This is a genomic window from Pseudomonas sp. GM78 (assembly GCF_000282475.1).
GTDB lineage: Bacteria > Pseudomonadota > Gammaproteobacteria > Pseudomonadales > Pseudomonadaceae > Aquipseudomonas.
Genome location: NZ_AKJF01000109.1, coordinates 42,503 through 56,871 on the forward strand (window position 1 = coordinate 42,503; position 14,369 = coordinate 56,871).

At 58.9% G+C, this 14,369-nt stretch carries 10 protein-coding genes and 1 pseudogene; 8 read left to right on the plus strand and 3 right to left on the minus strand.

All coding sequences use genetic code 11. The annotated features are described in order from the left end of the window. Nucleotides 1-31: 31 nt before the first annotated feature. Both PMI35_RS35375 and PMI35_RS13365 read right to left on the minus strand, forming a co-directional pair. Nucleotides 32-1,921: a hypothetical protein gene (locus PMI35_RS35375; protein WP_008060964.1), complete on the minus strand. Its 1,890-nt coding sequence runs from the start codon at nt 1,919-1,921 to the stop codon at nt 32-34. Between the two features lie 369 nt (nt 1,922-2,290). Continuing rightward, a complete protein-coding gene (locus PMI35_RS13365) occupies nt 2,291-3,217 on the minus strand; it encodes a hypothetical protein (protein WP_008060965.1) in 927 nt (308 codons plus the stop codon). Between PMI35_RS13365 and PMI35_RS35940 the strand changes: the two are divergent. Beyond that, nucleotides 3,203-3,307 (plus strand): annotated as a pseudogene (locus PMI35_RS35940) (diguanylate cyclase domain-containing protein); the annotation flags it as partial. The gene PMI35_RS13365 and the pseudogene PMI35_RS35940 sit on opposite strands and share 15 nt — an antisense overlap. A 229-nt stretch (nt 3,308-3,536) precedes the next feature. After that, nucleotides 3,537-3,728 carry a hypothetical protein gene (locus PMI35_RS34675; protein WP_008155394.1) on the plus strand — a complete coding sequence of 64 codons (192 nt, stop codon included), beginning with the start codon at nt 3,537-3,539 and terminating at the stop codon, nt 3,726-3,728. Between the two features lie 307 nt (nt 3,729-4,035). Here PMI35_RS34675 and PMI35_RS13355 read toward each other — a convergent pair whose 3' ends face one another. Beyond that, a complete protein-coding gene (locus PMI35_RS13355) occupies nt 4,036-4,416 on the minus strand; it encodes a DUF1302 domain-containing protein (protein ID WP_274517855.1) in 381 nt (126 codons plus the stop codon). 819 nt (nt 4,417-5,235) lie between these two features. Between PMI35_RS13355 and PMI35_RS13350 the strand changes: the two genes are divergently transcribed. The 6 genes from PMI35_RS13350 to PMI35_RS13325 all read left to right on the plus strand — a co-directional run bounded on the left by PMI35_RS13350 (nt 5,236) and on the right by PMI35_RS13325 (nt 14,281). Next, nucleotides 5,236-7,476: a putative bifunctional diguanylate cyclase/phosphodiesterase gene (locus PMI35_RS13350; protein WP_008060970.1), complete on the plus strand. Its 2,241-nt coding sequence runs from the start codon at nt 5,236-5,238 to the stop codon at nt 7,474-7,476. A gap of 132 nt (nt 7,477-7,608) precedes the next feature. Beyond that, nucleotides 7,609-10,608 carry a xanthine dehydrogenase family protein molybdopterin-binding subunit gene (locus tag PMI35_RS13345; RefSeq protein WP_008060972.1) on the plus strand — a complete coding sequence of 1,000 codons (3,000 nt, stop codon included), beginning with the start codon at nt 7,609-7,611 and terminating at the stop codon, nt 10,606-10,608. Continuing rightward, entirely contained in the window at nt 10,605-11,411 is an 807-nt protein-coding gene (locus tag PMI35_RS13340) for an FAD binding domain-containing protein (protein ID WP_008060974.1), read from the plus strand. Before PMI35_RS13345 ends, PMI35_RS13340 begins: the two co-directional genes overlap by 4 nt. 2 nt (nt 11,412-11,413) lie before the next feature. Beyond that, nucleotides 11,414-11,914, plus strand: a complete 501-nt coding sequence (locus tag PMI35_RS13335; protein WP_008060977.1) for a (2Fe-2S)-binding protein — start codon at nt 11,414-11,416, stop codon at nt 11,912-11,914. A 5-nt stretch (nt 11,915-11,919) separates the two neighbouring features. Further along, on the plus strand, nt 11,920-13,458 hold the full coding sequence (locus tag PMI35_RS13330; RefSeq protein ID WP_008060979.1) for an AMP-binding protein: 1,539 nt from the start codon (nt 11,920-11,922) through the stop codon (nt 13,456-13,458). A 19-nt stretch (nt 13,459-13,477) separates the two neighbouring features. Further along, nucleotides 13,478-14,281: an enoyl-CoA hydratase/isomerase family protein gene (locus PMI35_RS13325; protein ID WP_008060981.1), complete on the plus strand. Its 804-nt coding sequence runs from the start codon at nt 13,478-13,480 to the stop codon at nt 14,279-14,281. Nucleotides 14,282-14,369: the final 88 nt, after the last annotated feature.

A 14,369-nucleotide genomic window follows, 5' to 3' on the forward strand; every position in this document is an offset into this window, starting at 1 on the left:
GGACCAAGCGAATTACCAGCGAACGCGCCAGCTAATAGGCCTGCTGATCATCCGCAGCGTCGAGAACCGGACCAGTGATAGTGGAGGTCAGGCGGTAAGCTCCTTGACCCCGGTCAAACTGTCGTTCGACCAAGGTAACGATCTGGGCCACCGTCAGGTGCGACCAGGCCAGGCGGATAATCGAGGCGGAGATCAGGCTTTCATGTAGATCAGTTTCCTCCATCAGCGCGGTTGCGATGCCTTGAAGGTCCTCGTTGACGCCAAGGTCCAGCAGGTAATACAGGTCGAGGCCCTGTCGTTGTTTCATGAGCAGGGCGAGGTCACACTGACACGCCTTCAGCACCTGCTGGCGCAGAATGTCTGATTGGCTGTAGGTCGCAATATTGATCAGCGCACTTCGGGCGCGATGATTTGAACCATATTGCTCGAACAGCTCGCTGATCAATGGCAGGTTGCAGTCTGCGCCAACCTGCCAGTAGTTTTCGGGTGTGAGATCGTAATGTTTGCGCCCAAGGCGATCCCCTTGTGTGGCCACGAGTTGAATACTTCGCCTGATCGCCTCGTGGGCATCAGCCATAGGGATGTCCCGGTTACGTAAGTCACCAAAAAAGGCGACCACTTGCGGGTCGCGCGGCAAAAGTTCTGCCCGGCAGTAGGCGCTCAACGTCGCCAGCCAACCCAAAATCGGCAGCAGCCGACGCTGTACGCCACGCTCACCAGTAGGGGCGTCCCAGGAAAACGCATCGACCAGGCGTTTGGCATCTTCGGGTGATTGAACCCGCGAGGCGAAATGTTGCGCGGCAAGAAATGGAACAAGTTCCTCAGGGTAGAGCTTGACCTGGTGGTGGCCAGCATCAATGAATAGTTGCGATGTCAGCAATTGCTGCAAGCCCGACTCGGAGAGTTGGGTACCCGCAATCAGTCGCGCGGAAAGCACAGCGTCATCCACGCCGAACTGTTCCGAGGGCATCTCGATGTTTATCCGCTGACAAACCATTGAGGCTGCCGCAATTCTGCTTACAACCGCCACCTGTGCAGAGGGAGTGCCAGCAGTTGAAAGGCGATCGTCGCGTCCTTGTTGGAGTTCGACAGCCTGGACCACCCCCTTGTAGACGTCCGTTAGACACTCTGGTTGGCGGTTTGCCAGATCGAGGTGGGCAAGGATCGCAAGTCCGCCAGGGCTCTTCGTGAACCCAGGCAGGCCCTTGTTGTGGGCTACCTCGAGGAGTGTGGCTGCATCATCAACCCCTTGTACACGCTGTAGGTAGGTTTTGGCTTGGGTTGAGGTTAGCGAAGCAAGGGAGAAAATGGACAAGGCGGCCTGGCTGCTGCTTAGACGGGTGGTTATGGCCTTGTTCGCTTCATCATCAAACAGCCCTCCCAAGTCGGCCTCCTCCTTGGAGGTGACCTCAAGGGGAACATCCAGAATCTCTGAGAGCTGGCTCAAAACATCCTGAGAGAGTACGGCCGGGCGTGTAGAGATGATCCACTGGGTGTTACTGTTTGGCCATTGAACCGCCTTGAGGACCTTCTTCAGGGCATGATGCAGGTCGGCCCGCTGCTTGGGCGAAGCCTCATCCAAGGAATCGATGAACAGGGTGACTGGCGCATCAGGAACCTGCTGCCAGGCCTCGAAGGCATCGACCTCAGACGGGATCAGTGAGTCCTCAAAGGCACCCCGGTCAAGCACTTTGCGCAGTTCGATAAACACCGCGTATTTCCCCGCCGCGCGTTCACTCTTTGCCTGCTCTTTGAGTTCAGTGGTTTTCCCGAAGTTAGCCGGCGCGACGATAATCGCATAACGGCTTGCCAGAACCTCACCCCATGACAATTTACGACCGTTGAGGTCTGACCGCAGTAACTCCTCCTGGTCGTATTTCCTCCGTTGGACGAAGCGTCGGTCTAGATTGAGGTACGGCATAGGCAGGCGCTCCACGAAAACGGTGCGATACGTTAACCTCCAGGGCCCGGAGTTGAAAGCTCGCGATCAGAGGCTTGCTTGATATGAAACTACACTTGCAAGCCTGCGGGGGCACTCCATGATATGCGTGTGATGCTCAGGTTTGCGCCGAAACGGGCCGGCACGGTGATGTAAAGCGGCATGGGGTCCGATGTTCGGGCTCGGCAAGAAAGGTTGATTAGCCGTGGATGACGCCGGCCCCTCATCCACGGCCGCTTCCACAACGCATATTGGCGCATCGATAAGTAGGTCTTGCGGTCGCTTGCCACCAAGGTGGCTGTTCACTGATTGCAGCAATCCGCCAGAAGTGTGGGTTGGGGGAGAGGTGCATCAGTCAATCCGGCGTTGCCACAGTGCAAATATCGCGGCCCCTGTCGACAGGATCGCTATGAACTGAAACCCATCGAGATAACTCATGAAGATAGATTGGTCGGCAACCAGCTTCAAGATCTGCGAAAGCGCCAAATCATGGGCAGCCGATAGACTTTGGCCCGCCTGCTCGAAGTGATGGGTCAACTTCTCCATCGCGTGACCAAATACTGGATTGTTGGCGCTGACATTTGTCGACAGGTTGGTCTGATGAATAGCCACGCGATGTTGTTCGAAGACGATGATCGTGGCTGTCGAAAACGAGTAGGCCATTTGCTTGACGATATTTTTGATGCGATAGCTGTGGGGGTACAGCTCCATTGCGAAGCTCTGAAAGGCGATATTGGCCACCGGCAAGGCAACAAACATCAGCAGCAGACCGCGCAGGGTCAGAGGCAGCAATAGCCAGGAAGTACTGGCATACGGCGGCATGCTTGCCATCCATCCGCCGATAAAAGCGGTAAGCAGAAAACCTGGGACGAAGATCCATTTCTTGTGGCTGACAAGACCGGCGTAACGGAAATAGATCAGGGCTCCGCCGAGAGATGCGAGGGACGTCATACCCACCAGGTGTCCCGCATTTTCCACGGGATATCCAAGCCCTCCTTGCAGGAATCGGGAGATCAGGTACCCGAGGGCGTTGTTGATAAAATAATAAAGTGCATACAGCATCAAGCCGGTGCGAAAGGTCGCCTCTTTCAATCCGTGAAAACGCAACAACGGTCGCGGATGATTCCACTGCTGCCATACGAATACGCCGAGCAACAATAGGCCGCATGCGGTAAGCCCCTCCAGCAGGGGGGAATCGCTGAATTGGGCAAAGTTCAGTTGCTGCACCACGACTTGCAAGGCCCCGAGTGCCAATGCCGCTACGATTCGACCGGGCACTACTTCGGCGATCAGGTGCTGATCGAGGTGGCGCAGCGTATGACCCAGCAGGTTCGTCCCGGCGCTGTCTTGCTGGCGAATGATGGGGATCTAATCGCGAGCCTCGCCAGAACCGCACACCCTGCGACTTCTACAGGCGATCAGTGACAACATAGAGCATGCACCTCCGCCCAGTGAACCGTACGTTGTTGAGCGTTTGGGAGACCTACTTCCTCGCCATGCGGTTCTTGTGGCTCGAATTGCTACTCAACTTATTCAGCTGTGGCGAGACCGTCTTACAAATGTGGGATCTGCGCTCGTCTTTGCAGGAAGAGAAATCATGGACCTTGCAATCACGCTCCACCGAACGGAAGGAACAAAGCTTGAAGGTTTGCAGATGTTCGAGCAGCTTATCGAGATGGATGCCTATCAGGCTCGCGAAGTTCTGAACGAACTTGATCATCGTGTCAAATTGGGTGCCAATCCGCTGCGTCCTCGCTTGCCACGTAGAGTACGTCGAGGCGCTGCTTGAATGATCTGACTATCGAACTGCCAATCACCTGGTACGAAGCCGATTTCGCCCGGTGTCTCAATAGATCGCCCCCACGTTGTGGCAGTCATTCTTGAACGTGATGTCCAGTATCGCCGTGAGCAGGGGCGGGATGCCGTTTTGCTTTCGGGTGTCGGGATCCAGAAGGGGTGGATTCGACAAAGCAGCCACTTCACTTATAGGATCTTCTGCCGCCCCGCCCGTGATCCGCACCCGCTTCCCACAACTGCCTCTCGCCAAAGGACTGTCGACTTCGTTCCCATTCGTGGTTACCGCATCTATAAAGATTTCACCCAGGGCCGTTGAGCAGATAATCACTGGCTGCCAGGTAGGTGCCACCCTCCGCGTAGCGGGACGCTTCCCAATCCAGATAATACTGAGCCTGCAATGCAAGGTTGCTGTTGAGGTCTATCTGGGTCGAGATTTGTGACAGCGGCAGATAGAGCTCCTTGGCCTCAGTACCAGGGTTGGCCTGCGCTTTTGCCAGGTCCATGGGGCCCTGGGAGTAGGCAATGCCGTTGGTAGCATTAAAAAGCGACTCACCCCAATAGACGTTATGGCGGCCCGCTTTAACGCTCACAGTGATCTCGCCGGCATTGAATTGGTAAAACGCGAAAGCGTCGAGCAGTTCTCCGCGACTGAGCTTCCGAGGGAGCCTGCACCTATCAATAGATCTCTACGCCCGCACATCTCGTTCTCGGCAGCCCCCCTCGTTCGTAGTTGGTCGGAGGCCCAGTTGGCTGTTCGCTGCCACTTCAAGGGTTCCTTGGACGTAGCAATCTCAGCATCCCAGTAGCGATGGTTGCGCTCGCAGGACCTGAAACCCTTTCGCCGCGCTGTCTTGCTGGCGAATGATGGGGATCTAATCGCGAGCCAATGCCCCCGGGATGGTGCTAACCCGACCATTCCGCGATCGGGAACCCGAGAAGTAATACCCAGGGAGGGGCTCACCGAAGACTTCGCCTATACAAGTGGGCCATGTCATATGTTCATAGGCAGGCCGTTACTATGTTCTGCGGCACGTCCGAAGGCTATTGGCATGGAAATGTTCATCGGTCCAAGTTCATGGAAACCGGGCAGCAGCCTGCGAACTGTGCGGCTCAGCAGAACATCGAAACGGCCGTACACCCCAACCATTCACCCGTGCCCGAGTCACTTGGATTTGTGCGTCGGGCACAACGTGATCCTGTAGTTTCTCGAAAGCCTGCGGGCGGTCGGTGTCAACCATGTGGGTTTGAATTTCCAGTACAGCGAACGCGATGCTGTACAGGAGGTGGAGAATTGGTCGAGAAATTGCCGCGAGTCGAGAAAGCGAAGTCAGGCAAACGGCGGCCATCTGATACTGTTTTTTATGTTGGATCTGAGCCTTTTTTTGGTTAGTCAGTGCTCTATAGAGTGCGCGTCCGACGCACTAGCGGACAGTGATCGGCCGCCCACTTTTTCAGGCTCTCTGAAGACCGGACGACCTCGAGAGTCTTCAGGAATCACCGTGAATACTCGTCCCAGCTTTCACAGCAAGGCACTCCCCGAGTCTCAACGTGACATTCTCGGCATGATCGCGACCGACCATCATCTGAGCGAAATACTCAGCGCCATCTGCCAGATGCTTGACGATCAGGCCCCCGAAACCTTCTGCTCTATCCTGCTCACAGATGCCGAGGGCAAACGCTTGCTGAGCGGCGCGGCGCCCAGCCTGCCGGTGGAATACAGCGAGGCGATTCATGGCATGGCCATTGGTCCACACGAAGGAACCTGCGGCACCGCAGCGTTCCGGCGCGAACTGGTGGTCACCGAAGACATCGCCCGGGATCCGAACTGGGAGCGTTTCCGCAGCCTGGCGCTGGGGCATAACCTGCGTTCCTGCTGGTCGGTGCCGTTGCTCTCCCATCAAGGAAACGTGTTGGGCACATTTGCCCTGTACCAGAACCGCGCCCATGCGCCGGACGAGGCGCAGATTCAACGGCTGGCCTGCGCAGCACAACTGGCAGTCATCGCGATCCGCCATGAGCGTGACGGCCAACGTCTGGAGGAAAGCGAGCAACGTTTTCGTTCGTTGTTCACCTACAACCCCCACCCTGTGTTCGCTCTCGATCTAGGCGGCAACATCCAGAGTGTGAATCCAGCAGGCCTGAAGCTGAAACCGCACACCGCAACCGATTTCATTGGTCATCACTTTTCCCATCTGGTGCTTGAAGAAGACCTGCAACGGGTCAGTCAGCATTTTTCCGCAGCCCGCGCCGGAGAGCCTCAGCGCTTCGAGGCGCGGGTTCGCGACGAGAGTGAAAAGCTGTTGACCATGGACATCTCTAACCTGCCGATCATGGTCAACGGAGAGATCGTCGGGGTATTTGGCATTGCCCGGGACATCAGCGAGCAAAAGCATTTCGAGCGCCAATTGAGCTTCAACGCCAGCCATGACCGTCTGACCGGTTTGCTCAACCGTGTCTCGCTTGAAGACCGGCTTGTTCTGGATTGTCACATCAGTCGTCGGCGTAAGCGTCGTCTGGCGGTGATGTGCATAGATCTGGATGGATTCAAATCCATCAACGATTCGACCGGGCACTACTTCGGCGATCAGGTGCTGATCGAGGTGGCGCAGCGTATGACCCAGCAGGTTCGTCCCGGGGATACCATCGTGCGCATGGGCGGTGACGAATTTATCGTGCTATTGCCGGACCTGCTTCGTGATGAGGACGTTGTACCGGTGGCCGAGCGCTTGATGGCCAGCATTGCCAGACCCTACTGTGTCCAGGGCATTGACTTGCACGTGAGTGCCAGTATCGGCATCACCCTGAGCGATGGTCACATCGAGCAGCCGATGCAGCTGATCCAGCAGGCTGACATGGCCATGTACAAAGCCAAGCAGCAAGGGCGCAACAACTTTCAGTGGTACACCAGCGATCTTAATCAGCGCGTTTGTGAGCACGCGAGCCTGCGCAATGACCTGCAAAAGGCTATCGAAACTCAATCGTTACAGCTGCATTATCAACCGCAGATAGACGCGCGCACGGGGCGGGTGGTCGGGATCGAAGCGTTGCTGCGCTGGGAGCATCCGGAAAAAGGATTCATCTCTCCGGCGGTGTTTGTGCCAGTGGCAGAGGACAGTGGTCAGATCATCCCGCTAAGCCTTTGGGTTCTTGATACGGCTTGCGCGCAGTTGCGCCAGCTAGGCGAGCAGGGCATCACCGGCATCTCAATGGCCGTGAATATTTCGCCGATGCATTTTCAGCGTGGCCATTTCGTCCAGTGTATCCAGGCTACCCTGGACAAACATGGTCTGCTGGGTGAGCAGTTGGAGCTGGAGATCACCGAGTCGCTTCTGCTGCATAACGCTGAACAGGCGATCGACACGTTGCACCGGCTCAAGGCGTTGGGGGTGCGCATTGCTCTCGATGATTTCGGCACCGGTTTTTCCAGCCTCAGCTATCTCAAGCGTTTGCCCATCGACAAGATCAAGATTGACCGCTCGTTCATCCAGGAAATCGCCACCGACCATCACGATGCAGCGATCACCCAAGGCATCATTTCCATGGCCCATCACCTCAGCCTGACGGTGGTCGCCGAAGGCGTGGAAACGGCTGCCCAGGTGGATTTTCTGGAGGTCAGTCGCTGCGATATTTTTCAGGGGTATTACTTTGCCAAACCGATGCCCTTTGCAGAAATCGAAGCGTTCCTGAGCCATCCTGTTTCCCTCTCCCTGACCGGCAATTGTGTCGGGTCCCAGACCTGAAAATCAGACGCTAAGGCAAATTTTCAGACCCCAGCGCAGAACTCCCTCTCCCCAGGCAAGGCGCTCCATGCGCCTTTCTCACACACTCGGCTCTAACGCTATCGCGCTGCAAAACAACAAGAGCCGCGAAAAATGACTAGTTTCCAACCTGCTACCGAAAGCCAGACCGGCCACATCGGCGCCCGTCAGACCCGTGTCGAGGACGCCGCATTGTTGCGCGGCCTTGGCTGCTATGCCGATGACGCTGCGATCCCGCCGGGTACGCTACACGCGGCGATCATCCGTTCACCCCACGCTCATGCGCGGATCACCTCGGTGGACTTTTCCAAAGCGCTGCTGATGAAAGGCGTGCACGGCGTACTGGTCGGCGAAGACGTCAAACGCTGGGCGCTACCGTTCCCGGTGGGGGTGCGGCAGCCCATGGAGCACTGGTGCGTCGCCGTCGACAAGGTGCGTTACGTCGGAGAGCCTGTGGCCGTGGTGATCGCCGAGAGCCGCTATCTGGCCGAGGACGCCATCGAAGGTGTGCGCGTTGAATACGTGCCGCTGCCCCCGATCATCGACCCCGAACTGGCCACCGCCGAACAGGCGCCGATCCTGCACGAAGCCGTCGGCAGCAACGTGGTCAACGAACGGCGCTTTCGTTATGGCGAGCCGGAGCAGGCTTTCGAGCAGGCGCCGCACAAGGTCTCGCTCAAAGTGAAATTTCCGCGCAGTTCCTGCACACCCATTGAATGCTATGTGGTGCTGGCTCAGTACGAGCGCGCCACCGGCATTTATGACGTGTTGGCCAATTTCCAGGGTCCCTACGCGTTGCACACGGTCATGGCCCGTGCACTGAATGTGCCCGGCAACCGCTTGCGTTTGCGCACACCGAAAGATTCCGGCGGCAGCTTTGGCATCAAGCAAGGGGTTTTCCCTTACGTGGTGATGATGGGCCTGGCGTCACGCAAGGTCGGCGCACCGGTAAAGTGGGTCGAGGACCGTCTGGAACATTTGCAGGGGGCTTCTTCGGCGACCAATCGGGTGACCGAAATTGAAGCGGCGGTGGAAGCGGATGGCCGCATCACCGCTTTGCGTTATGACCAGATCGACGATTGTGGTGCCTACCTGAGAGCGCCTGAACCGGCGACGTTCTACCGCATGCACGGCAACCTGACGGGCGCCTACGCGATCCGCAATTTGCAAGTGCGCAACCGAGTGGTGCTGACCAACAAAACCCCATCCGGCCTGAACCGTGGTTTCGGTGGCCCGCAGGTGTATTTCGCCCTGGAGCGGCTGCTGCAACACATTGCCGTGCAATTGAACCTTGATCCGTTGGACGTGATCCGCCGCAACCTGGTGCCGGCCGATGCCTTCCCTTATCGCGCGGCCGCCGGTGCGTTGCTCGATTCCGGCAATTACCAGGCAGGCATTGCCTTGGCGGCGGCTGACGGTGGACTCGACGAGTTGCTCAAACGTCGTGATCAGGCCCGTGCCGAAGGCCGGATCTATGGCATTGGCTATGCCGCTGTCATCGAGCCTTCGATTTCCAACATGGGTTACATCACCACCGCGATGACGCCCGAAGAGCGGCGCAAGGCCGGTCCGAAAAACGGCGCTGTCGCAACCGCCACCATCAACGTCGGCCCGTTGGGTGACGTCAGTGTGCACGTGTCCTCGGCGCCGCAAGGGCAGGGCCATCAAACCACCGTCGCTCAGGTCGTCGCCGAAGTGCTAGGCGTCGCGCTGGAATCCATCGTGGTCAACGTCGAGCTGGATACCCAGAAGGACGCCTGGTCGATTGCCTCTGGCAACTATTCCAGCCGCTTCGCGGGCGCTGTGGCCGGTGCCGTCTATAAGGCCGCGCTGAAGATCCGCGATCGCCTCGCCGCGATTGCCGCCGAGCAATTGCAGGCCAGTCCCGAAGATATTCGTTTCGCCGGTGGCAAGATTTTTGTGGTCAATGGCGGGGCGGTGGCGCCATTCCATCGGATTGCTGGTGCGACCCACTGGTCGCCGGGCTTGCTGCCGGAAGGTGAAAGTGGCGGACTGCGCGAAACCGCCTTCTGGAGCCCGCCGCAATTGGTGGCCCCGGACGACCAGGATCAGGTCAACAGCTCGCTGTGCTACGGCTTTGTCTTCGACATCTGTGGTCTGGAAATCGACCGCATGACCGGCGAGATCCACATTGATCGCTACGTCACCTGCCATGACGCCGGCCGCCTGCTCAACCCGGCGCTGGTCGATGGCCAGATTCGTGGTGGCTTCACCCAAGGCCTCGGCGCGGCGCTGATGGAAGAGTTCGCCTATGGCGAGGACGGCAGTTTCCTCTCCGGGACCTTCGCCGATTATCTGGTGCCGACCGCACCGGAAGTGATCGAACCGGTGATCCTGCACATGGAAACGCCATCGCCATTCACCCCACTGGGCGCCAAGGGTGTGGGCGAGGGCAACAATATGAGCACGCCGGTGTGCATCGCCAACGCGGTGGCCGACGCCCTTGGCCGCTCGGACATCCGTCTGCCACTGACGCCATCGAAAGTACGCACGCTCATCGGGATCGACGAGCCGCCACGGCCCGCCGGTATGGAGCCCGATGAAAACCTGGACGCGGCAGCTGCCGGTGGACCGGCACTGCGGGCCAACGACTCGGTGGTGATTCCTGCTGCGCCGCAACAGGTCTTCGATACCTTGCTCGACCCGCAGACGCTGGCGGCAATCATTCCCGGTTGCCACGACCTCGTGCTTGAAGGCGAAAACCGTTACCGCGCAGACGTCACCGTCGGCGTCGGCATGATCCGTGCGCGCTTCGAGGCCAAGGTTGCCCTGAGTGATCTGGACCCGCCGCATTCATTGCGTCTGTCCGGTTCCGGCAGCAGCTCGATGGGTTCGGCCCAGGGTCAGGCCAAGGTTCGTTTCGTCCAACTGGAAAATGGCCACACACGTCTGGAATACCAATACCAGGTGGCGGTCAGCGGCAAAGTCGCTGCGGTCGGCGGCCGAATGTTGCAAGGGGCCTCGAAAGTGATCATCGGACAAATCTTTACTCGCCTGTCGCAACGGGTCAGCGGCCAAGCCATCTCCACCGGCTGGTGGGCGCGACTGCGGGCCTCGCTTGGCGCGCTGTTTGGCAAGGGAGGTGCGCAATGAAACCGGCTGCTTTCGATTACGTTCGGGCTGACACCCGTCGTCAGGTGGTTGAGTTGCTCGCCGAGTACGGCCAGGACGCTCGCATCATTGCCGGTGGCCAGTCGCTGATGGCGGTGCTGAACATGCGCCTGGCTCAACCCAAGTTGCTGATCGATATCAATCATGTGGCTGAGCTGACCTATATCGAACTGCGCAAGGATTGCCTGGCGGTAGGCGCTGGGGTACGCCAGGCGCAGCTGCTGGCGCGTTCGACCCTGATGGACGAGGTTCCTCTGTTGGCACTGGCGATGCCCTGGATCGGTCACTTCCAGACGCGCAATCGCGGCACCGTCTGCGGTTCGGTGGCTCACGCCGACCCCAGCGCCGAGTTGCCGCTGTGCCTGGTGACGCTGGGCGGCGAGATCGTTCTCGAGTCGAAAAAAGGCAAGCGCATCGTCAAGGCTGCCGACTTCTTCCAAGGCATTCTCACCACCGACAAGCGTGCCGATGAACTGGTCGTCGAGGTGCGTTTTCCGCTCAAGCGCGAAGGCATCACCTATCGCTTCCGCGAAATCGCCATGCGCCACGGCGACTTTGCCATTGTCTCCCTGGCCGCGGCCATCGGCGCGGACCAGGTCGAACTCGGCATCGGCGGGGTCGCCGACCGTCCGCAACGTCGCAGCCTGCCACGTGGTGCGGCGCTGCCGGACGCGCTCAATCAAACCGCCTGGTCGCTCGACGCTCAAGACGACGTGCAGGCCAGCGCTGCCTATCGCCGCCAACTGATTCGCGAGCTGGGTCATCAGCTGATCGAAGGAGTCTGAACATGCGTGTAACTGCCGACCAAACCTTTCCGATTCGCCTGGAACTCAATGGCCGCTCCCGCGAAGCGCTAGCCGAACCGCGGACCCAACTCTGCGACTTCCTGCGCCACGACCTCGGTGCCACCGGTGTCCATGTCGGATGCGAACACGGTGTCTGCGGTGCCTGCACGGTGCTGGTGGACGGAGTCGCCATGCGTTCCTGCCTGATGCTCGCAGTACAGGGACACGAGCGGCGTATCGAGACCGTCGAGTCCCTGGCCGACGACGACACTCTGAGCGACCTGCAACAAGCCTTTCGCCGTCATCACGCCTTGCAGTGCGGCTTTTGCACTGCGGGCATTCTCATGTCCTGCGTGGATTTCCTGGAACGGGTACCCAACCCGGACGAGACCCAGGTACGCGACATGCTTTCGGGGCATCTATGTCGCTGCACGGGCTACACCGGCATCGTCCAGGCCGTGCTCGAAGTCGCTGCCCAGCGCCAAACGAACAAAGGGGTATAACAATAATGTTCGATCTCGGACGCAGTTTCCTCGCTGCTGTTGAACGCCGGCCGCACGCCGTGGCGGTCAGTGACGGTGCGTTGAAGAAAACCTATGAAGACTGGTTCGTCGATATCCAGAGCGCCGCTTGGGGCATGCAATGCCTTGGGCTGCAACGCGGTGATCGACTGCTGGTAGCAATGCAAAACCGCTGGCAGATGGCAACCTTGCATTGGGCCTGTCAGTTTACGGGCATCGTCATGACCCCTTTGAACTGGCGTTCGACGGCCGATGAACTGGGTTACTGCATCGAAGATGCGCAAATCCGGGCAGTGGCTTACGACGACGCTACCGTGACCGCCGTGGCCGGTTGCAGCGCCGCCACAAGGCTGCCTCGGATCGCCGCCGGACTTCGTGCCGCCAACACCGACCTGAGTTTCGAGGAACTGTGTTCGCAGACCCCCTCCGGCATCATTTTGCAGGCCGACGCCGAAGACTATTCACTGCTGCTTTACACCTCCGGAACCACCAGCAAGCCCAAGGGCGTGCCCCGTCGGCACCGTTGCGAACGCGCCGCGGCGGTTGCCCACGTGGCGCAAAACCTCTACCGCCAGAGCGAGTGCACGCTGGGTGTCATGCCGCTTTACCACACCATGGGCGTGCGTTCGTTGCTGTCCATGGCGCTGATTGACGGACATTTCGTCTGTGTGCCGAAGTTCGACGTGGAAGCCACGCTGCAGGCCATCGAGCGGGAAAAAGTCAGCAACCTTTACCTGGTGCCGACGCTCTACCACATGCTCATCGAACACCCGGCCTTTGCTCGCGAGCGAGTTGCCAGTGTGGAGAAAATCGGCTTTGCCGGTGCGCCGATGAGCGACGGCTTGATGCGTCGTGTCGAGCAGGCGTTCCAGCCGCAATTGTTCGTCAATCATTACGGCAGCTCGGAGATCTACACCTTCACCATCGACCAGCAAGCCAACCGCAAACCCGGTTCGTCAGGGCGCAGTGCAATGAACCAGCGCGTGCGCGTGGTGCCGATCGATGCTGAAACGGCGGATGTGCAGGTCAACCCATTGGAGGAGGGCCAGATCATCGCCGACCTGGCGAGTGACGAGGCGTTCGAAGGCTACCTGAACCGCCCCGAAGCGACCGCCAAGGCATTACGTGACGGATGGTATTTCACCGGTGACATCGGCTACTTCGATCTGGAGGGCGATCTGTTCGTCACGGGGCGTGTCGATGACTTGATCATCACCGGCGGCGAAAACGTCAGCCCGGCGGAAATCGAAAACATGCTCTCTCTGCACCCGGCAGTGGAAGAAGTGGTGGTGGTCGGTCTGCCCGACGAGCAGTGGGGCAAGATCATTGCCGCGTTTATCAAGCCGCGCGCCGAGGTCTCGGAAGGAGACCTCGATGCCCATTGCATCGCTTCGGGCCTGGCCAAATTCAAGCGGCCACGGCGTTACCAGTTCATCGATCAGATTCCCAAGTCTCCAGTGGGCAAGGTGCTGCGGCGCGTGCTGCTCGCCCAATTCCAGGAACAGGCCTTGAAGGCCATCAGCTAATCATCCAGAGGACACTCTCATGCAACAACAAGCGATCCAGCAATTTCTCGACACTCAGTTCGATGGCTTCCAGGTTGAAGTCGATGTGTCCCGCGAGCGCGCCGACATCATCCTCAACCGGGCGCCATTGAACGTCATTTCCATGGGGCAGCGCGATCAATTGCGCCTGGTCTTCGAAGCCCTCGATGCACACAAAGACGTGCGCGTCATCGTGCTGCGCTCGGTGGGTGAACACTTCTCCAGCGGCGGCGACATCAAGGGTTTCCTCGAAGCCTCGCCCGAGCACGTTTCGAAGCTGGCCTGGAACGTCGCGGCACCGGCACGTTGCGAAAAACCGGTGATCGTCGCCAACCGTGGTTACACCTTCGGCGTCGGTTTCGAACTGTCCCTGGCCTGCGATTTCCGTATTGCTTCGCAAACCACTCGCTACGCCTTGCCTGAGCAGAACCTGGGTCAGATCCCGGGCTCGGGTGGCTCCGCGCGCTTGCAGAAAATCATCGGCATCACCCGCACCAAGCACATGGTGATGCGCGCCAAACGCATCACCGGCGACCAGGCCTATGCCTGGGGTATCGCTACCGAGGTCGTGCCGGATGCCGAACTGGAAAGCACCGTCGATGCATTGGTCGATGAACTGCGGCGATTCTCGCCGCTGGCTCAGCGCACGGCGAAAAAACTGATCAACGACAACGAAGATGCGCCGCTGACCGTCGCGATCGAAATGGAAGGTCACTGCTATAGCCGTCTGCGCAGTTCCAAGGACTTCAAGGAAGGCGTCGAAGCGTTTCACAGCAAGCGTGAAGCCGTGTTTATCGGCGAGTAAATCGTACCGGCGAACAGGCCCGGGAGTATGTTGGTAACGGCGTACGCCTTACGGAGCAGGGCCTGCCGCTCCTTTTGATTCACCGCTT